Consider the following 19,365-nt stretch of genomic DNA (forward strand, 5'->3'; position numbering starts at 1 on the left):
CAGCAAACGCTGCCCGAAGGGTTCGGCTAAAAGCGTTTTACTCTTTGTTGAGGGAGATTTGCTTAGAGTGACTAGGCTACTTCCCCCTCGCCGCGATTAAAACGCTTTTATCTCGAACGAAATTTAACCACGAAAGATCAACACGCCCTAGAATATACCGCAACTTCAACCGCAGTCCCCATTGGTAAATGGTATTCAGAGAGATCATCGGTAATTGAAAGTTTGGCAAAGACTCGACCGCTTGTTTTTAGTGAATCGGTTCCCAATAGTGCGCCACGAGCTTGGAACTGACTCTCTCCAATAGCGGGTAAGACCTCTTCAATACGACCTTTGAAAATTTTTCCAGGCAGTGCTCGGAATAAAAATTCGGCTTCGTAGCCCGGCTGAAGACGTTGTAATGAATTTTGTCTAAAGGCAGCAGCGTAAAATTGTTCTTCTGAGTGGACGAAGGTCATCACAGGAGCTAATGGTAGTGGAACCGCCATCACGCCAGGGCGCAATGCTAATTGTGTAACGTACCCGTCAGTGGGAGCTCGTACGACGGTTTGTTCAACATCAAACTGGGCTTTACGCAACTCGGCCAATAAACTGACGACTGCGGTATTCTCACCACCTATTTCAGAATCTAAGGCGAATTTGGCTTGGTCTAGGTTAGCATCGGCCACTTTTACTGCCGCTTCCGATGCCTTGTAAGCTTGTCGGCGCGTGTCTAATTGTTGCTCGGTAAAGGCGCCGCTGTCATAGCCACGCTTGTAACGAGAGAATTCTCGCTGGGCTTTGTCTCGCTCCGCGATGGCTTTGACTTTTGCAGCCTCCGCTTCGGCGACTTCTGATTCGATGCCAAGCGCGCCTTGGCTTGCTTCTTTTATTTTGGCCTCTAGCCTTGCGACTTCGGCTTCAAATGGCACAGGATCAATCTTAAATAAGATATCGCCCTTCTTAAGCGGTTTGTTTGCTTGAACGGGGACTTCGATAACCTTACCTCTAACCCCTGAAACAATCGGCGTGGTTGAGTAAACTTGGTTACCTATCTGAGTGAACGGGTGGTTGTAGTTCATCAGCAGGATCAAAGTCCCGATAATGATGACACCGCCAAGAACAGCAGTCGGTACAGTCCATTTATTCAGTGGGATATTAAATACTTTGAAGATGGTGATACAAAGTGCCGCATAGGTCATTATCAGCAGTAAATCCATTACTTAGCCTCCTGATCTTGGACGTTGTGTGCCTCTTTCTCAATGCTGCTCTGAGCTGCATTGGTTTGTTTGAGTTGCTCGATTTCTTGTTTAAGTGTACTGACTTGGTCGATTAAGGTGTCCACTCGATGATGAATATCATGTTGTTCTTCTTCGAGTTTGGCAAAGCCCCAGCCTCTGTCTTTGCGCCACAATGTTGCCCAAATCCATAGGAATGGCCAAATGGCGTGTAAGGTGAATAGGCTAACCCAACCTGAAACGTGAATCGCATCCTGATGAGGGTGGTTACGTTCTTTAGCGATTTCATAAGGAATATCGTGAATAACGATGATGCCGTAAAAAATGACCAGTGCCACAAAGACAAGCAAGCCGAGCGCAAAGTAGTCTAGAAACATAACAGATCCTTGTAATGTTAGATGTTGAATATAAACATACTACGTCATCACTCAAGTAATTATTATGAAAAATGATTTATATTATAAGGAATGATTCGTCGTTATGCTCATTGTGTGATCAATGATAACTTTTACTACTCAGTACAGAGCTGATTACGACCATTAGCCTTCGCTCTATAGAGTGCTTTATCTGCGCGATAGAAGGTGCGTTGAGTATTTTCACCTTCTCGATGTAGAGTGATGCCAATACTCACGGTTAAGCCACGCTCTCCGAGTATTTCATGCCAACCGAATTGGTCAATGCGCTCTCGATACTGTTCAGAGTGCATTTCTGCCTTGGTAAGATCGGTATTATCCAGAATGACTAAAAACTCTTCTCCACCAAATCTGACACATGACGCACCTTTGAACTTGAAGTAGGCGCGAAGTTCTTGAGAGACGGTGACAATCGCTTTGTCGCCGACTAAGTGGCTAAGCTCATCGTTGATAGACTTAAAGTGATCTATGTCGATTACGACAAGCGCAAAGGGAGTGTGGTGAAGAAGTAGATCTTTCAGTTTTACATCTAGCCATCGGCGGTTATGTAATCCGGTCAGTGGGTCGGTGAACACATCTTGCTGTAGTCGAGCTACCGTATTTTTATGTTGCTCAGTTGTCTCTTTCAACTCTCTATTTTCTTGTTCAGAGAGAATAAGTTTGAGCTGCAATTCAAAGCGTGATAAGCGGCGCAGTTGGCTTGCTCCGAGTTCACTGATTGGGATCTGCTTGATGAGATCCGTTTCAATTTGGTAGCCTTTTTTCTCATAATTCAGCGCCTCTTGAAAACACCCTTGGCTTATACATACATCGCTCAAGGAATCAAAGAAGCGTTTTGCAAGTACCGGTGACGCGTCTACTTTTACTCGTTTTTCGGTAATCGACAAGATCATCCGTGTGTACTCTTGCTTTCCTATTGCACTCAGACATTGCGCTTGCTCTAGACGTGTTACGATCGCCAGCATGTTCGCTTGAGTGCTGTTGGTCGGATATTGAATCTTGGATAGACATCGCAGCGCCTCATAGTATTGTTTCTGAGCACGAAGCACCTTCGCTTGGCTCAGTAATATCTGAGCGGTGAGCAGCTTATTACTCACCAAAATACCGAGCTCTTCACATTCATCCAGTAAATCACTGGCGGTGGTAATACGGTTGAGCAACAGGAGACTCTCGACCATATGTAGCTTGAATTTGAGACGAAGTGAGCGACTACTTATCGCATGATCGATACTGCAGATTTTTTGGTAGTAGCGCAGGGCTCGGTTATGATCACTGTAGGCATCACATAGATTCCCCATCCCCAAAATAGCCATGACATATTCATCGATATAGCCGTGTTCAACGGCGATTGTTGATGAACTGACGAATTCATTTAGGGCTGAGGTGTAATCCCCCATTTCAACCAAGCGATCACTTAGGCTACTTTTTACCGTCAGTATGTCTTCAACGTCGTTGGGAAGGTCCAGTAGATTGAGTGCAAGTCTCAGTTCTTTGATACTGGTTTGATTTTGTTGTAATTCAGCGCGGTATTCAGAGCTAATGATATAGCAGTGAGCTTGCTCTGTTTTTGTGGTCGAAATGTGTTGTCGAATATGGTTCCAGAAGATGATCGCCTCTTCACCAGAGACAGATGAAGGATCTAACCCCGCGTCGGTGATCTTGCGTAATAGGGTCTCCATCATTCTGTTACCTCTGAATCGTCTTCTTCTAGTTGCTCAAGCGTGAATGGGAAGGTCAAAATGTCAGTCAGGCTCACGGAAGGTTTCGAGCCTTTTAATCCCTTCCTATGCCAAGGGTAAATATCGAGCATGGTAGTGAGAGTTTGGAAGGTGTGCTCGGCGGCTTTGCCTTTCTCTGAAATCATAAGCGCTACGCGCTCTGAACTTAGTCTAGAAATAAAGTCGTCCTGATTACACAAGGTATGGGCAATCTCGGTACAGACATCTAGGTAAGCGCTGTCTATATGGTGGAACATAATAATGCTGTGGTTCGAGTGTTTGAGTTCTGTTTTAAATTGCATCAGCTGTTCCCACCAAAAGGTTTCAGAAACCACATAAGAAAAATGCTTTTCTGGGTCGTATTCGTGCTGACCTCGAATACGGTTAATCAGCTTTCGTGCTCTTTTCTCTAGTTGGCGTTTTGAAGTGTGCGCTTTATCTAAACTCACCCGGGAAGTTTGTTCTCGAAGCATACCTATAGAGTATTGACGATACTTCTTAAAGGCGACTAATGCAGCTTTGAAATCTTGATTTTCTTCTGCAACTAAGGATTGTTGGTAACAAATTTGGCTAAGTAGCTCGCCGTTGTCGAATTTATTGGCCGATTGTTCGGCGAGTCTCAGCAATTCTGCTGCTTGTTCTGGTCTTTCTCTGAGCAGCTCTAATCGGGCCCGGCTGATATATGAGTGGGCTTTCATCCACACGAGGTTGTGTTCAACGGCCAGATGATGCGCTTTGTCGGTAGCTCGCTCTGCGTCGTCTAAGCGCTCAAGACCAAGGAGCGCAAGACCTCTGAAATCCCATATCTCGGCGTGCCAAGTATCGTCTTTGTGGTCTTTCAATATTTCTTCTGCAGCGTCTAACACCGATAACATTTCAGCATAGTTATTGAGTAGGTAGTAATCCCAAGCAAGTACGATTCTCGCTTTCCCCTCTATCCAGCTAATACGGCTGTTGTTCGCTACTTGTACCGCGAGTTGGTGGGTTGAGCATGCAAGTTTATATTCATGGGTCATTCGCCAAATGTTGCCAAGGCCAATGAGACATTCAATTTGCATTTCTACGTCATCAACCAGAGCAGACTGCTCTAATGCGTTGATCCAAAACTGTTGGGCAGAGTAATACTTGGCTTGCCCCCAGAACTGGAGCGCATGTAAATGGAGAATTTCAGGAAGAAAAAGGTCGGTATCTAAGCGTTTTTGTCGTTTGTAGGCTTCTTTGATGTACTTTAAACCTTTCTGGTAATCCATTAGGTTCCAACAACTTCTCGCCATTAACATCAGGGACTGAATCGCGCCCTCTTCAAACATAACTTGCTCACATCGAACTAGGCACTGTTGGGTTATTTCTAGAATGACCAACGGCTCTGAGTCGACGCGAGTTTTGAGTTGTGTGAGTTCTGTTTCAAGAAGGTACTGATTTTTGTCCAAGGTTCCGATCCATCATTATCGAATATCGTATTTACACAAGCATCATCAAAGTGCCGTAAAGGTAATGACTCATTATCTTTCTTCGCTTGTCAAAGCAACACTTCTCTTTCTTAATTATGGGTTCTACCTCATATTGTTGAGTTAAATTTGAGGGTTAGTGGAACAAATTATGAAGAAGATACACGTTATGACAGTAGTTGTTTGAGAGTTAATGGCTGTTCCGTGACACCTAAGCGCTGTGCTGCTGTGAGCCCTTGCCTATCTTGGTAGCACAGATTGTGCCAAGCTCTAAATATGTCGAGTAATGGAAGAATGCCCGCAGGACGAAGCTTACGCCTAGGCTCATTGATGAAGCTAGCAAATAACACCTGAAAACGATGCTGATAGAACTTGGTTTGTTGTATAGAAGCGGTACTCAACCACTGTTTGGGCGCAGGATTATTACCCGTTAAGTAGCAAATGCCTTTCTGACACTGACCTTGATTCGCAATTGCCCAACGATCGCGCCACCAACTCATATGAACAATGTCTATCTTTTCGAAAGGGAGGTCATCTTGCCAGCCAGCATCTTCTTCTACATACATAAGGTCAATATGTTGACGATGAATGCGCGGTAAACAGACGCTGAGTGCGGCAGAGCGTAACAAAGGATCTTGTGGCATATAAATCGACACATGCTTGTCCTTATGGCACATATCAAGCACATGTAAGAAGTGGGCATACGAGGTGTATGGAGGGCGAATAAGGGCACCTTTTGAAGGGTAATGAAAAGCAGTGAGGTTGCCCATAGGGTCTTCAACGTTTCCTCTGGCAAGGATCATTTGGTACTGCTGTTCAATTCTTTCTTTCAGCTTGTTAGACGGCGCAGGGAGATCAAGATTGGCCTCTAAATCGTGCTCTTTTGAGACAAAGCGCGCTATATCGCCATAAGGATTATGATCAACACTTTCTGATGGCTCGTCATTTTGCGAATAATTGACGTGCTGGCAAAGAATATAGCCAGTATGTGCCTCGCCAGTCGCAATCCACACTACACCATTGTTACTTTGAGGTTGTAAGCGTTGGTAATAAGAAGCGAATTGATATTCTTTGGCATGATTGACCCATCGAGCATCGATCATCGCTAATTTACGGCGGCAACGGCTAGCGATATGGTCGACGTGATCGTAGAAAGTCTTGGGATTTATGTCTAATTTTCTACAGATCTCCCGTACCGAATAGCCCATGAACAATAAGCCCATGAGGTTCTCTTGAAACTGAAGTTTTTTATTGGAGCCAGACCATTTGTCAACAAAGGTGGATTGGCAGTTTTTGCAGCGATAGCGTTGTCTGTCCCCACTGTAGCCGAAGGCATGATAAAGCTGTTTATGGGTATGAACCGATAAGCCGAAATTATCGCAATCATCATTACGACAAGCTGGGAGCCCATCGCTGTGAAGTTGTCTTAAACGATGAAGTTCGTTTAATACTTCACGGTTGTTAAGTAAGGGGGGGAAAGAGCCACACTCACGACAGACCATCGCCGGACGTTTAGGGTTCGCATGTTGCAAAACATATCGTTTTGCTTCGCTCAAGCCAAAGTTGTCACACGCCAATGTTTTACAAAAGTTGAGTTGCAAACCATCTGCATCTTTTGGCAGCTTGTCGTTAGACACGATCTCCCCCTCGGATTATTTGAGCAGCCAAGTTCGCTTGGCTGCGAGGTAGTGCGTTTTAATGTATCGTTGATCAAATGCTCAGACCAATCGTAGCCAATCACTGATTACTTACTTTTTGTGGTTGGTATTACAAGTTGATCGCTGTCTCTAGAGCGACGGTCATCATGTCATTGAATGACTTTTGACGCTCTTCAGAGCTGAGCTTTTCACCACGGATGATGTGATCTGAAACCGTGAGAATCGTCAGTGCCTTAGCACCAAGATCCGCAGCGACGCCATAGATACCAGCGGCTTCCATATCAACGCCAAGGATGCCTAGTTTTTCCATTTTTTCGAAAAGGTCAGCTTCTGGCGTGTAGAAAAGGTCGGCAGAGAATACGTTACCGACTTTTACTGGCACTTGATGCGCACGAGCTTGGTTTACGGCTTCTTCTAGAAGACCAAAGTCAGCGATGGCCGCGAAATCATGGTTGTTGAAACGAATACGGTTAACTTTTGAGTCAGTAGAAGCGCCCATACCGATCACAACGTCCATCAGTTTAACGTCGTCACGGACGGCACCACAGCTACCGACACGAATAACATTCTTTACACCGAATTCAGCGATAAGCTCGTGTACATAGATACAGCAGGATGGGATCCCCATGCCGTGCCCCATGACCGACACGTTTTTGCCTTTATAAGTGCCGGTATAGCCAAACATGTTGCGAACGTCACAAACTTGCTTCACGTCATCAAGGAAGGTTTCTGCGATGTATTTTGCACGAAGCGGGTCGCCCGGCATCAGTACGGTTTCTGCGAAATCACCAACTTGAGCATTAATATGAGGTGTAGCCATGGTCGTTCTCCAGTGTTTAAACGGCAATGATTGAAGCTGGGTTTCATCGATTACCGATTATGTTGAATTGAATTCATTGGGTTGACGCAATACTAGCGAGTAAAAACTGCTCTCCATGAGAGGTTGGTCACAAAAAGGGGCCGCTCATTAGGTTTTATTGTTATTGATAACTAAATCTGTTGAAAGTTTAAAAGGGATCGATTTTGATCGGTAAAATCGTATAGTATCGATGGTAGGGCGCGGTTATCACGGCAAGAGCGGATATCAATTTAGCGGGCAATCACCGCGGTAGAGACGTTTGCACAGCGATAATCTAAACTTTGATAAAAGACAAACTAAGGAATTGTATGTGGTATTTCGCTAGCTTGATGTCTTTACACTCAATGAAAACACAAATACGTAAGGTCGCTTTGCGTGCTGTGAGAGCAACGCGGCTTGCTGTAAGCACAACCTTGATTGTTGGAGGAGTGAGTTCGTGGTGGGTGTCTGCTGCAACCTTTGAACTGCCTCCAGAGGAAAGCCGTATTGTGGGCAGAATACAGCAGCATGAGGTGATTGCGGGCGAAACGTTGGCAATCATCGCAAAGCAATATGATATTGGCTTGCTCTCTTTGATGGCAGCAAATAAAGGGGTGGACCCTTTTCTACCTATGGAAGGCTATGTGTTAAGCATTCCAAGCCGTTTGATTCTGCCTGATACTCAAAGAAAAGGAATTGTCATCAACCTTGCTGAATTGAGGTTATATTACTTTGAACCTACTCAAAACCTGGTTCATGTCTTCCCTGTCGGTATTGGCCGAGTGGGGCGTGATACTCCAGAAATGACCACTAAGATCAGCCAAAAAAGAGCCAACCCGACTTGGACACCACCTCAATCAGTCCGTGAAGAATATTTAGAAAAGGGCATTGAATTACCGAGTGTGGTACCCGCAGGCCCAGATAACCCACTGGGTTCGTATGCATTACGACTGGCTTACGGCATCGGGGACTATTTGATACACGGTACTAATAAAGAGTTTGGTATAGGCTTACGAGTCAGCTCTGGGTGTATTCGTATGGAGCCTAAAGATATTGAGTGGCTGTTTGAGAAAGTGAGCCATGGAGAACAGGTGGTTATTATTGATGAGCCGATCAAAGTGTCACTCGAACCTGACCGTAGTGTGTTTGTTGAAGCGCATGAGCCGCTGACTCGAAGTGATGGTTCTAAGAAGTCCTTACAAATCCCAGTTGAGTTAAAATGGTGGCTTGAAGATGCAGACTTGTCTAACTCAAAAGCGAAATCGGTTATCTTTGCTCAAAATGGCGTGCCAGTTGAAGTCGTTCCTCCTTTGGTTGAGCTTAATTGATAGGTACCCATCGTAGAAAGAATACCAATCGCAGTAAAAACTGGTCACCCTAGCTTGTTATCTTTCTTTGCCACAAATAAAAGCACCACATCGGTTAAGATGTGGTGCTTTCTAATTACTGTTTCTTACTAATTTGCGACTGGTTTAATCTACAGCTTCATTACGTATAAATTCGTTTATTTAGTGTAAGAGCTTGCGATGTTGTCGATACGTTCGTTCGCACGGTCCGCTTCTTCTTTTGCTGCCATGGCGGCTGCCGTTGCTTCTTCAGCTTTCATTTCTGCAGCAGCTTTTTCACTCTTAAGTGCTTCAACTTCGCTGGTTAGTTCAGCGACTTGGTTAGTTAATTGATCAACTTCTGACACTGCAGCTTCTTCTGGATCTGAAGAACAGCCGGCAATAATGAAAACTGAGGCAGCAGCTGCGATTAACGTCTTATTCATAAGAACTCCTTGCTTATTTATTATCAAAAGATGCGCTATACATTTCTCCGTCATATAGTCGCTTCATTAATGATTGTAGCGACTAATTTTTCAAGCGCAAAAGCAATAACTAAAGAAATTGCTAAATTTTTGAGGTAATTAGCCAAGCATCACGTTCTGTCTCACTCTTGAGAAGAAGCAAACAAAAATCTATTTTGGTATTGCTAGGTAAACCCAAGCCTTTGTTATCAATGCATACAATGTTCTACCTTATATAGAATAAGGGATAAATTTACGGTGATCTCTATCCTTATAAAGTACTTTCGCGGTATCATGTCACGTTAAAATAATTTTGTTCAATACCATCATGACTGGAGAGTCCTTTGCACTTTAAAGATTTAGGCTTAGATAATCGCTTACTGAAGAACTTAAAACATTACGACTTTAAGAAAGCGACAGAGATCCAATCGAAAGCGATCCCTGTTGCTATTGCCGGTAAGGATCTATTGGCTTCATCAAAAACGGGTTCAGGTAAAACATTGGCGTTTGTATTGCCAATGATACACAAAGCATTAAAAACCAAAGCGTTTTCTGCTAAAGATCCTCGTGGTGTAATTTTGGCTCCTACTCGTGAGCTCGCTAAGCAAGTGTACGGTGAATTGCGTAGCATGCTCGGTGGTTTGTCTTACGAAGCGGCGCTTATCTTGGGTGGTGAGAACTTTAACGATCAAGTTAAAGCACTGCGTAAGTACCCTCGCTTTATCGTCGCGACTCCGGGGCGTCTTGCTGACCACCTAGAGCATCGTTCATTGTTCCTTGATGGTGTTGAAACACTGATCCTTGATGAAGCCGACCGTATGCTTGATCTCGGTTTTGCTCCAGAATTGCGCCGTATTGCAAACGCAGCCAAGCACCGTCGTCGTCAAACGCTGATGTTTTCTGCAACGCTAGATCACGCTGAAGTGAACGGTATTGCCAATGAAATGCTAGACGCTCCTAAGCGTATCTCGGTGGGTGTTTCTAACGAACAACACTTAGATATCACTCAAAAATTCTATCTGTGTGATCACCTAGACCATAAAGAAGCCATCTTAGACCGAGTACTGGAAGAAGCTGAATACCGCCAGGTCATGATCTTTACAGCGACTCGTGCCGATACCGATCGCCTAACAGAGATATTGAACGAGAAGAAACTTAAAGCGGTTGCACTGAGCGGCAATCTTAATCAAACACAACGAAACGCCATCATGAGTCAGTTTGAGCGTGCGGTTTACAAGATCTTGGTCACCACCGATGTCGCTTCTCGTGGTATTGATATTCCAAACGTGAGCCACGTTATCAACTTTGATATGCCAAAGCACACTGAAGAGTATGTGCACCGTGTGGGTCGTACTGGTCGTGCGGGTAATAAAGGTGACGCGATCTCATTGGTGGGTCCAAAAGACTGGGATAGCTTCAAGCGTGTTGAACTATACCTTCAACAAGATCTTACCTTCTCCGTGCTTGAAGGCCTAAAAGGTAAATTCAAAGGCATTAAGCCGCGTAAACCTACGTTTGCTAAAAACGGTCCAGCGAAGAAGAAAGCCAACACTCAAGCGAAGAAAACGCCGAAGAAACCAGTTAAGCGTGATAAGAGCTTCCACCAGAATGTGGCAGTGGGTGATACGGTGTTTATTCCTAAGAAGAAAGTGGCACCAAAAACTGACGACGAGTAATCCACCCGTTTGAGCTAATCGCACAGTTAATAACAGCGAATGCAAATAGAAACCGCCAATGATGGCGGTTTTTTTGTATTAGCACACTGACTTTAATGTCCAGATTGAACTTGCAGGCCTTCAATCATGGTTTGGATTGCTTTAGTCGAATCTTGCGTACGTGCAGCAAGCATACGAAATTCATCAGCTACTACTGCGAAACAACGACCACTTTCACCGGCGCGGGCGGCTTCGATTGCTGTGTTAAGAGCCAGGAGATTGGTTTGCTCAGATATGCTTTGAAGCATCCCATAACTGTTGTCGACAATTCCGCTGAGCTTTTCTTTATGCAAGATCAGTTTGCCGGTGGATGTTGATACATATTTAAATCCGTTTTCTAGCGATTCACCACCGATAATGATCCCTGCCATAAGTAAAACAACAGAAAATGATAGAGGAATGAGAATCTGTATTTTATAGATAAGCCACGGAGAAGTTGGTGCATGTATTCGCTGGGAATGTAAGATGATGAAATATTGAGCTGCTTGTTTCAAATTGGTAGCAATCGATATCTATTAGCAATTTATAGAGAGTAAGGTTGCCTTAATTCTATCGATTGGATTAAAAAAAAGACAATAAATTTCAGTTGTCATACAGTTTTCAACTTAGTGAAACATAACTGTCATATTTAGAATCTAAAGTGGGCCTCGTTCAAGCAAACACAACATTACGGCAATAACGCCACTAAAGGAAATTTGTGATGAAAAAGACAGTTATCGGTGCAATCGCACTACTAGGCGCTCTAACAGTGAATACAGCTTCAGCTAAAGAAACTATCTCTGTAGTTGGCTCTAACAGTGCAGCTCCACTGGTTGAAGTTTTTGCAGAAACCTACATGAATAAAGGCGAACCTGTGTTCATCGAAATTCAAGCACCAGGTTCTTCTGCAGGCGTCAAAGCAGCGCAAAATGGAAGCGCGGATCTAGGTATCTCTTCTCGTGATCTTAAAGAAGCAGAGAAAACAGCTGACCTGAAAGAGCTTGTTATCGCTCGTGACGGTATCGCAGTTGTTGTTAACCCAAATAACGAAGTATCTGCTCTTACTGCTGAACAAATCACTTCAATCTACAAAGGCGACGTCACTAACTGGAAAGATGTTGGCGGCGCTGACAAGCCTATCGTAGCAATCACTCGTGATACAGCATCGGGTACACGTGGTGCATTCGAAGACATCATGAAGCTTAAAAAGAAGATCGGCGACAAGACAGTATCGGCAATCTCTCAACGTGCACAAGTTGCAAACGGTAACGGTGCTCTTAAAGTTTCTGTAGCAAGCAACCCATACGCTATCGGCTTTATCTCTTTAGGTACGGTTGACGAATCTGTTCAAGCGCTAACTATCGATGGCGCACAAGCAACAGTAGAAAACGTTCAGAACGGCTCTTACAAAGTTGCTCGTCCTTTCCTAGTACTTTACAAAGCAGGCTCTCCAACAGCTGAAACTCAACAATTCCTAGACTGGATGGTTGCAGATGAAGCTCAAGCTATCGCTGCTAAGAAAGGCTACATCACAGTTAACTAATCCTAACTGACTTACACCTAATTATTGCTCAGCCTGCTTTAGGCTGAGCCTTTTCTTTCAACTTTGTTTATTTCGAGCTCTTATTGAGCCACAAAGTTTGAGATTTTATATATGACCATCGCAAATAGTGAAAAGCTTATGAATACTGAAGCGACTCAAACCAACAAGCCAAGTCTACGTACTAAAAAACGTATCGACTGGAGAGAAAGAATTTTCCACGGCTTGTTCTTATCGAGTGCTGTAATCGGCATCGTATCACTAGCCGTTATCGCTTACTTTATCGTTGCAGAGAGTATCCCTGCATTCCAAGAAGCCGGTGTTTCAGGCATCGTACTGGGTGTTGACTGGCTACCACCAGCTCTATTCGGTGTTGCAACTATGATTGTTGCATCGATTGTTTCGACTCTTGGAGCCGTCGTTGTTGGTGTACCAGTTGGTGTACTGACCGCTATTTTTATTGCAGAGATTGCACCAAAGCGTCTTGCCGATATTATTCGACCAGCAGTTGAGCTTCTAGCGGGTATTCCGTCGGTAGTTTATGGCTTCTTTGGTCTGGTAATTATCGTTCCAATGATTCAGAACATCTTTGAAGTGCCAGCGGGTAACACGATCCTGGCTGGTATTATTGTTCTGGGTATCATGATTCTGCCTACCGTTATCACGGTTTCTGAAACCTCGATTCGTGCGGTACCTCGTACATATAAAGAAGGTTCACTTGCACTGGGTGCTTCGAAAATCTACACAATTTTTAAGCTACTCGTTCCTGCGGCACGTTCAGGCATTATGACGGGGGTGATTTTGGGTATCGGTCGTGCACTTGGCGAAACGATGGCAATCATCATGGTTATGGGTAATGCGCCAGCAATGCCAGAAGGTGTTTTGGACTCAGCACGTACGCTAACAGCAAACATTGCAATTGAAATGTCTTACGCAAGTGGCGTTCACGCTAACGCACTGTACGCAACAGGTGTTGTACTTCTAGTGTTCATCATGATGTTAAATGGTGCTCTACTTTATCTTAACCGTGAAAAAGCGAAGTAGGCGAGGATGAGTAATATGGATCTCGTAAAACTAAAACAAGCACGTCAAACCAAAGATAACATCCTGAAAGGTTTTATCTGGGCAGCAGCAGCTGTAACCGTTGGTTTCTTATTCTGGATTATTTGGTACATCTTATCGAACGGTCTGCAATACGTAGATTGGAACTTCATCACTGACGATTACACTCGTACTGGTGAAGAGCGTGGTATTTTCCCAATGATCATCGCCACGATCTACATGGTCATTGCATCGATTGCAGTCGCAGCGCCACTGGGCATCATGACGGCAATCTACCTAACAGAATATGCGAAAGTAGGTAGCCGATTGGTGAAAGTGATTCGATTCTGTACTGAGTCGCTCGCTGGTATCCCATCGATTATTTTTGGTCTGTTCGGTATGACCTTCTTTGTTTCGATTCTTGGCCTTGGCTTCTCGATTCTATCGGGTGCATTAACGCTAAGTATCTTGATTCTTCCTGTAATAATTCGTACTACAGAAGAAGCATTGATGGCAGTACCACAAACTTACCGCGAAGGCTCATACGGCCTTGGCGCTTCAAAAATCTACACTATCTGGCGTTTGATCTTACCAAGCGCAATGCCAGGTATCTTAACTTCGGTCATTCTTAGTATTGGTCGTGTAATTGGCGAATCGGCACCTGTATTTTTAACAGCAGGTATGGTGGCACGTGTTCCTGAGTCGGTATTCGATTCTGGCCGTACACTAACGGTTCACCTATATAAGCTGACAACAGAGCTATTTACTGTCGATGAGTGGAACCAAGCCTACGGCACGGCGACAGTCCTAATCGTATTGGTTCTCTTGATCAACATGGTTACAAAACTGATTGCGAGACGCTTCAACACGGCAACTTACTAAGCTCACTAGCTACTGGCTCAACAATAAAGAGAGCCCCCGTGATAAAGAAAGCATCAAGTTAGACACGAATTTAAGAATTTAGAGATTACGAACATGAACAAATTTGATATTGAGAACCTAGACCTGTTTTACGGCGACAACCAAGCGCTTAAATCTATTAACCTGCCAATTCCAACGCGCCAGGTAACGGCACTGATTGGCCCATCGGGTTGTGGTAAGTCAACACTATTGCGTTGCTTGAACCGCATGAATGACCTCATTGAAGGCGTTACTATTAAAGGTAAGCTGGACATGGATGGCACAAACATCTACGGTAATATTGATGTGGCTGACCTACGTATTCGTGTAGGCATGGTATTCCAAAAGCCAAACCCATTCCCTATGAGCATCTACGAGAACGTAGCGTACGGCTTGCGTGCTCAAGGTATCAAAGACAAAAAACACATTGATGAAGTTGTTGAGAGTTCATTGCGCGCTGCAGCACTTTGGGATGAAGTAAAAGATCGTCTTAAAGCACACGCATTTGGTTTGTCTGGTGGTCAGCAGCAGCGTCTATGTATAGCACGTACGATTGCCATGGAACCGGATGTAATCCTAATGGATGAACCAACATCGGCTCTAGACCCAATTGCGACACACAAAATTGAAGAATTGATGGAAGACCTGAAGAAAGATTTCACGATCGTTATCGTAACGCACTCAATGCAGCAAGCACGACGTATTTCAGACCGTACGGCTTTCTTCCTAATGGGAGAGCTGGTCGAGCACAACGAAACCAGTGTTATCTTCAGCGAGCCAAAAGATGATCGTACAAAAGGTTACGTAAACGGTGACTTTGGTTAATCGGTTAGATCGACAGAATTATCACTATAACTATAAGCGATGGAAACTTTGCCCCACTTTATGTGGGGCTTTTTTATTTTTATTAAAAAAGTGCCAATGTCGATGGGATTTTGGGTAGATAATCCGTTTTTTGCCGCGCTTCTCATATTTGTGATAATGTTAACAGTTAAATTGCGACCCGCTTAACATCTCATTTTTAGTTATATTGATTGCATATCAAAGCTTCTGTATTTTTTCTATATTATCAATAGTTAATGGACGGATACTGTGTCTGTTAAAGACTTCGCAAAACAAATATCCGCGATACGTGATCACCGCTTATTGGCAGAGTCTCTTTTCGACTATCTGGTGGAGATGCTTACTCCAAAAGGGATCGGAATATTTTCAGACCCAACGCTAGCGAGTGATAGGTCACCGTTATTTGCTTACGGTGAATTAACCTCTATTGATAATTACCCTCCAACGTTTTGGCCTTGGGCCTCTCAGTTTGATACTGCAGATGGTGTACTGCCGATGGCAATTAGTACTTGTCAGTGGGAACCAATGAAAGTGCTTGGTGGGGAGTCTTTCATCATGATGCTCGATAACGCGCCTGCCTGCAGAACCTATTTGATAGTTCAAAACTGTAGTGCCGAGCAGATCAATCAAACCTTCGACCAAGAGCTTGATATCCTTCAGCTTGCGGCTGCGCGGTGGCAATGTATTCGTGCAGAAAAAAATGCAACCCTTGAGATCAAGCAAAGAGACAGTCGTGAAGCGCAGTATCTTGATGAGATTAAGCTCAGAGAGCGATTTGTCGAGAACATGAAGCTAGTCCATCAGGTTGCGCTAGAGTTATCAAATCCTAAATCATTGGATGACTTGTATAAGGCATCCGTTGAGGCGGTTCGTGATCGGTTAGGGTTTGATCGTGCGACCTTAATGTTGATTGACATGAAAAAGCGTTGCTTTAGTGGAACATATGGCACCGATGAAGCGGGGAAAACTAGTCGTGAGTATCATACTCAATATGACTTACATCAGCTCGGTGCTGAGTATATAGAGGCCCTGTCTGACAATAGTACTAACTTGGTGATCATTGAGAACACGCCTTTGTATACCGAAGGTAAGGTTGTCGGGCAGGGGTGGAATGGTATGTTGATCTTACGCGAAGGGGATACGCCTGTTGGTTGGATTGCTATGGATAACTATATTCATCGCTCAGCCATCACGACCTATCAAAAGCAGATGCTTGAATCGTTTGGTTCACTACTGTCACAGATATACATACGCAAACGCCAAGAGCAGAATGTACGCATGCTGCACTCGAGTATGGTTGCGTTATCTCAATGTGATAGCGTGAGTGAGGTGTGTAAGTCTGCGGTAAGTTTTGCTATTCAACATTTAGGCATCGATCGGTTGGCGGTTTTCCTCACCGATAAGGACTGCAGTTATTTACAAGGCACTTGGGGAACTAACATTAAAGGTGACATTGTTGATGAGTCCTATTATCGCTCTAAGATCGTTAAGCGTGACATTGTGTTATCGGCTCAGACTAACCCAAATCAAGTGGCATTCGAAGAATCTGTGCCTATCTATCATGATTGCAATATTGTCGGTCTCGGCTGGACGGCTATGACCATGCTGACCACCAATACTGGCGAGCCGATTGCGTTTATTGCGGCAGATAATCTGTTGACCCGAAGCTCGTTAACGTCACAGTTACGTGAAGTGATTCGGATCTTTGCTTCTAGCCTTGCCGAAGCTCTACAACGAACTATGGCTCAAGAGGAGTTGAAAAATCTCAATCAAACGCTTGAACAGGAAGTCAGAAATCGTACTCAAGAGTTGGAACTTGCGAACGAGCAATTAGACTTGATTTCTAAACTCGATCCACTGACTCGTCTTGGTAATCGACGCATGTTGTCGCAGGTTTTGGAGGACTTAAACTGTGATAATCAAGGCGTGTTTACTACGCAACAAGAAGTGACGTTTGGACTTATTCTTGTCGACCTTGATCACTTTGGTTTATACAACAGTGTTTATGGACATACCGAAGGAGATGCTGCTCTGCGCACCATTGGCAAGATATTAAATGACCACGTTTACGGTGAGCAAGAAACTTGCTGTCGAATTGGTGGTGAGGAGTTTATGCTACTGATGGTGGATACGGATCATGCGGCAACCAAGCAACGTGCTGAGTTGATTCGAAGATGCATTGAAGAGGCGAAGATCCTTCATTGTGAAAGCAGTACTAGCCAGTACCTGACTGCGTCTGTAGGCTTTGCATCGATAACTTCTGACCAGCGCCAATTTGACTTTGATTTACTGTATGGCAAGGCAGACAAAGCCTTGTATCAGGCGAAAGACATGGGACGAAATCGAGTCTTCTCCGCATTAAAACGCAGAAAAGTCGCGACTACGCTTTCTTAGTGCTTCGTTTTTGGTTTCTCAGGTCTTTGGGTTTTATATGATCTTCTAACTGAGCTTTAGCTCCCTACCCGGTAATCTAGCGGGCTTGGCTTGATGAGTTTGCTTCATTCTTAGGGTAGCTAGCCGTGATGAACGGTACTTGGTCATCACGGCTAGGGCTAGTTTTCGATGTAGGTCTAGTTTTCTAGGTTCCTCTAGCTATAGCTTCTCTAGCGTGATTTTATGCGTTTTGCTAGAGATACGTTTAGGCTTCTTCACGGTATTGACCGCTAATGCGAGATCCCATGTTTGGCTTGCTGAGTTTCCAGCACTATAGAGGCTTTGGCTCAGTTTGGTTAATTCAGCTTCAATCAGCTCTATGGTCGCGTCACTCAGGTCAGGATTTTCCGCTTTCCATCGTTCAAATAAGCTTCTTATTATCACTCCGTCTTTGGCCTTAAGAGCTGCTATTAGAGCGTCAGCTGTCTCTGATTGACGTTCAGCTTGTGGTCTTAGCTTTGTCATTGTGTTGCGACGCGACCAGAAGTATAAGGCCGCCCCAGAGCTGATTAACCATAATGCCGCGAACAGAGCAGTTAGGTAAGGCCAAAATCCTGGGTTGTCAACGTTAACAACGGTTGGGTTTATATGCTGGGCTGGTGACTCAATCGCAGACGGGGGTGTGCTTGAAGTCGCTTGTTCACTTGCTTGTACCACTAATTCTAGACCAAGTGCTTGGCTGGTTTGTGCTGATTGTAAATTGGTATTAAACCAAGATTGAGACACATCCGGTAGAGTGATATTTCCTGCCTCTTTAGGGATCAATACCTGCTTGTAAACCACGACCGCATTACCCTGTTGGGTAGTGCCAAATTGCGGTTTCTCTTCATAAACTCGTACCGATTTAGGGTAGGTGATGTTCAGTTTTGGTAATTGGTGCTGACTTAAATTACTGGCTGTCATGGTGATGGTGCGAGTTAAAGAGTCTCCCGTTTCCAATTCAATGACTGGCTTGCTGCTACTGTCTAAACCCGAAATCTCATTGCCTTGAGTATCTGACCACTTCTGTATCAGTTTGAAGCTAGAGGTTGGTAACCATTCACCTTGGAAGTCTTTTGGTATCGGCTTCACGGTTATATCTAATGTTTTGACTGGCGTATCGAGTTGGAAAAGGCGCGTTGCACTTGAGTTGTTGGTTGAGTAGATAACCGCCCCGGTTAACTTCGGCCCGCTCAGTTTAAATTGCCCCTCCTTCAATGACGAGATGCGGAATTTTTGTTGTACAACGGTCACTTCTTTCCCATTGTTCACATCTTGAAATTGTTTCGATTCACCGATGGGTTCCACCTCTAACCCTGATGAGCTAGGAGGTGTTATTTGAGGGTTTTGTAGCCTTCTTGGATCCGCTTTGATAATGAGTTTTACATCAAGCTCTGCCACTTCTTGTGGGTATAAGGTGTCTTTGCTGAGCTTAAGCTGAAACTCCGCCATATCACTTTGTGTCGGCGCAGCCTTGTCAATCGCGACGTTAATAGTAATTGGTTGGGTTTTGGCTCCGTCAATATCAAAGCTAGGGATTTGTAGTTTGCCCAAACGCAGGGGAGCAAGGGTGATATTCCACTCACTAGAAACAGTACGGCTGCCATTAATGATTTGCATCGATGACCCAAAGTTGGGCCTGCCAACATAGAAGTCTTGCTGTAGCTCAGCAAGATCTAAGGCATCAGAGGGTACTTTTTCGTCGGTGACGACTTTGAGCAGAAAGACCTCATCTTTGGTGACATGGTTTTGTGAAACGCTCGCGACGGCAGTCGCAGCCAATGCCGAAAAGGACGAGAAAGCGCCTAACAGCAGCGTTAGGAGTATGGATAAAAATGGCTTGTTAAGAAATCGCAT

14 protein-coding genes and 2 pseudogenes are annotated in these 19,365 nt (G+C 44.4%); 7 read left to right on the forward strand and 9 right to left on the reverse strand.

Going from position 1 to position 19,365, the window contains the following annotated elements:
* Nucleotides 1–149: 149 nt before the first annotated feature.
* From Q1A70_RS08855 to deoD, 6 genes and pseudogenes are all read right to left on the reverse strand, one after another.
* Nucleotides 150–1,196, reverse strand: a pseudogene (locus tag Q1A70_RS08855) (HlyD family secretion protein); the annotation flags it as partial.
* Nucleotides 1,196–1,591, reverse strand: a complete 396-nt coding sequence (locus Q1A70_RS08860; protein ID WP_299689381.1) for a DUF3302 domain-containing protein — start codon at nucleotides 1,589–1,591, stop codon at nucleotides 1,196–1,198. The gene Q1A70_RS08860 and the pseudogene Q1A70_RS08855, both read right to left, overlap by 1 nt.
* 134 nt (nucleotides 1,592–1,725) lie before the next feature.
* On the reverse strand, nucleotides 1,726–3,306 hold the full coding sequence (locus Q1A70_RS08865) for a diguanylate cyclase (protein ID WP_299689476.1): 1,581 nt from the start codon (nucleotides 3,304–3,306) through the stop codon (nucleotides 1,726–1,728).
* Nucleotides 3,306–4,775: a hypothetical protein gene (locus tag Q1A70_RS08870; RefSeq protein WP_299689385.1), complete on the reverse strand. Its 1,470-nt coding sequence runs from the start codon at nucleotides 4,773–4,775 to the stop codon at nucleotides 3,306–3,308. The genes Q1A70_RS08865 and Q1A70_RS08870 overlap by 1 nt, the downstream gene beginning before the upstream one ends.
* A 185-nt stretch (nucleotides 4,776–4,960) precedes the next feature.
* On the reverse strand, nucleotides 4,961–6,430 hold the full coding sequence (locus Q1A70_RS08875) for a lactate dehydrogenase (protein ID WP_299689388.1): 1,470 nt from the start codon (nucleotides 6,428–6,430) through the stop codon (nucleotides 4,961–4,963).
* A gap of 130 nt (nucleotides 6,431–6,560) precedes the next feature.
* On the reverse strand, nucleotides 6,561–7,271 hold the full coding sequence (deoD, locus tag Q1A70_RS08880; RefSeq protein ID WP_299689391.1) for a purine-nucleoside phosphorylase: 711 nt from the start codon (nucleotides 7,269–7,271) through the stop codon (nucleotides 6,561–6,563).
* Between the two features lie 347 nt (nucleotides 7,272–7,618).
* Here deoD and Q1A70_RS08885 point away from each other — a divergent pair, with 347 nt between their 5' ends.
* Complete coding sequence (locus tag Q1A70_RS08885; protein ID WP_299689395.1) at nucleotides 7,619–8,617, forward strand: L,D-transpeptidase family protein; 999 nt, start codon at nucleotides 7,619–7,621, stop codon at nucleotides 8,615–8,617.
* Between the two features lie 176 nt (nucleotides 8,618–8,793).
* Here the strand turns inward: Q1A70_RS08885 and Q1A70_RS08890 are convergent, their stop codons facing one another.
* Complete coding sequence (locus Q1A70_RS08890) at nucleotides 8,794–9,060, reverse strand: Lpp/OprI family alanine-zipper lipoprotein (RefSeq protein WP_299689398.1); 267 nt, start codon at nucleotides 9,058–9,060, stop codon at nucleotides 8,794–8,796.
* A gap of 362 nt (nucleotides 9,061–9,422) precedes the next feature.
* Here Q1A70_RS08890 and Q1A70_RS08895 point away from each other — a divergent pair, with 362 nt between their 5' ends.
* The gene (locus Q1A70_RS08895; RefSeq protein ID WP_299689401.1) at nucleotides 9,423–10,754 is read left to right on the forward strand and encodes a DEAD/DEAH box helicase; all 1,332 of its coding nucleotides are present in this window, start codon (nucleotides 9,423–9,425) and stop codon (nucleotides 10,752–10,754) included.
* Between the two features lie 95 nt (nucleotides 10,755–10,849).
* Here Q1A70_RS08895 and Q1A70_RS08900 read toward each other — a convergent pair.
* Nucleotides 10,850–11,083, reverse strand: a pseudogene (locus Q1A70_RS08900) (methyl-accepting chemotaxis protein); the annotation flags it as partial.
* A gap of 410 nt (nucleotides 11,084–11,493) precedes the next feature.
* Here Q1A70_RS08900 and Q1A70_RS08905 point away from each other — a divergent pair.
* From Q1A70_RS08905 to Q1A70_RS08925, 5 genes are all read left to right on the forward strand, one after another.
* Nucleotides 11,494–12,315 carry a phosphate ABC transporter substrate-binding protein gene (locus tag Q1A70_RS08905; protein ID WP_299689404.1) on the forward strand — a complete coding sequence of 274 codons (822 nt, stop codon included), beginning with the start codon at nucleotides 11,494–11,496 and terminating at the stop codon, nucleotides 12,313–12,315.
* Nucleotides 12,316–12,426: 111 nt separating this feature from the next.
* Nucleotides 12,427–13,356: a phosphate ABC transporter permease subunit PstC gene (gene pstC, locus Q1A70_RS08910; RefSeq protein WP_299689407.1), complete on the forward strand. Its 930-nt coding sequence runs from the start codon at nucleotides 12,427–12,429 to the stop codon at nucleotides 13,354–13,356.
* Between the two features lie 15 nt (nucleotides 13,357–13,371).
* A complete protein-coding gene (gene pstA, locus Q1A70_RS08915) occupies nucleotides 13,372–14,235 on the forward strand; it encodes a phosphate ABC transporter permease PstA (protein ID WP_299689410.1) in 864 nt (287 codons plus the stop codon).
* A gap of 93 nt (nucleotides 14,236–14,328) precedes the next feature.
* Nucleotides 14,329–15,078: a phosphate ABC transporter ATP-binding protein PstB gene (gene pstB / locus Q1A70_RS08920; RefSeq protein ID WP_299689413.1), complete on the forward strand. Its 750-nt coding sequence runs from the start codon at nucleotides 14,329–14,331 to the stop codon at nucleotides 15,076–15,078.
* A gap of 267 nt (nucleotides 15,079–15,345) precedes the next feature.
* On the forward strand, nucleotides 15,346–17,490 hold the full coding sequence (locus tag Q1A70_RS08925) for a GGDEF domain-containing protein (protein ID WP_299689416.1): 2,145 nt from the start codon (nucleotides 15,346–15,348) through the stop codon (nucleotides 17,488–17,490).
* Nucleotides 17,491–17,688: 198 nt separating this feature from the next.
* Here Q1A70_RS08925 and Q1A70_RS08930 read toward each other — a convergent pair whose 3' ends face one another.
* The gene (locus Q1A70_RS08930) at nucleotides 17,689–19,365 is read right to left on the reverse strand and encodes a BatD family protein (RefSeq protein WP_299689419.1); all 1,677 of its coding nucleotides are present in this window, start codon (nucleotides 19,363–19,365) and stop codon (nucleotides 17,689–17,691) included.

This window comes from uncultured Vibrio sp. (assembly GCF_947488985.1).
In the GTDB taxonomy this organism is placed as follows: Bacteria; Pseudomonadota; Gammaproteobacteria; order Enterobacterales; family Vibrionaceae; genus Vibrio.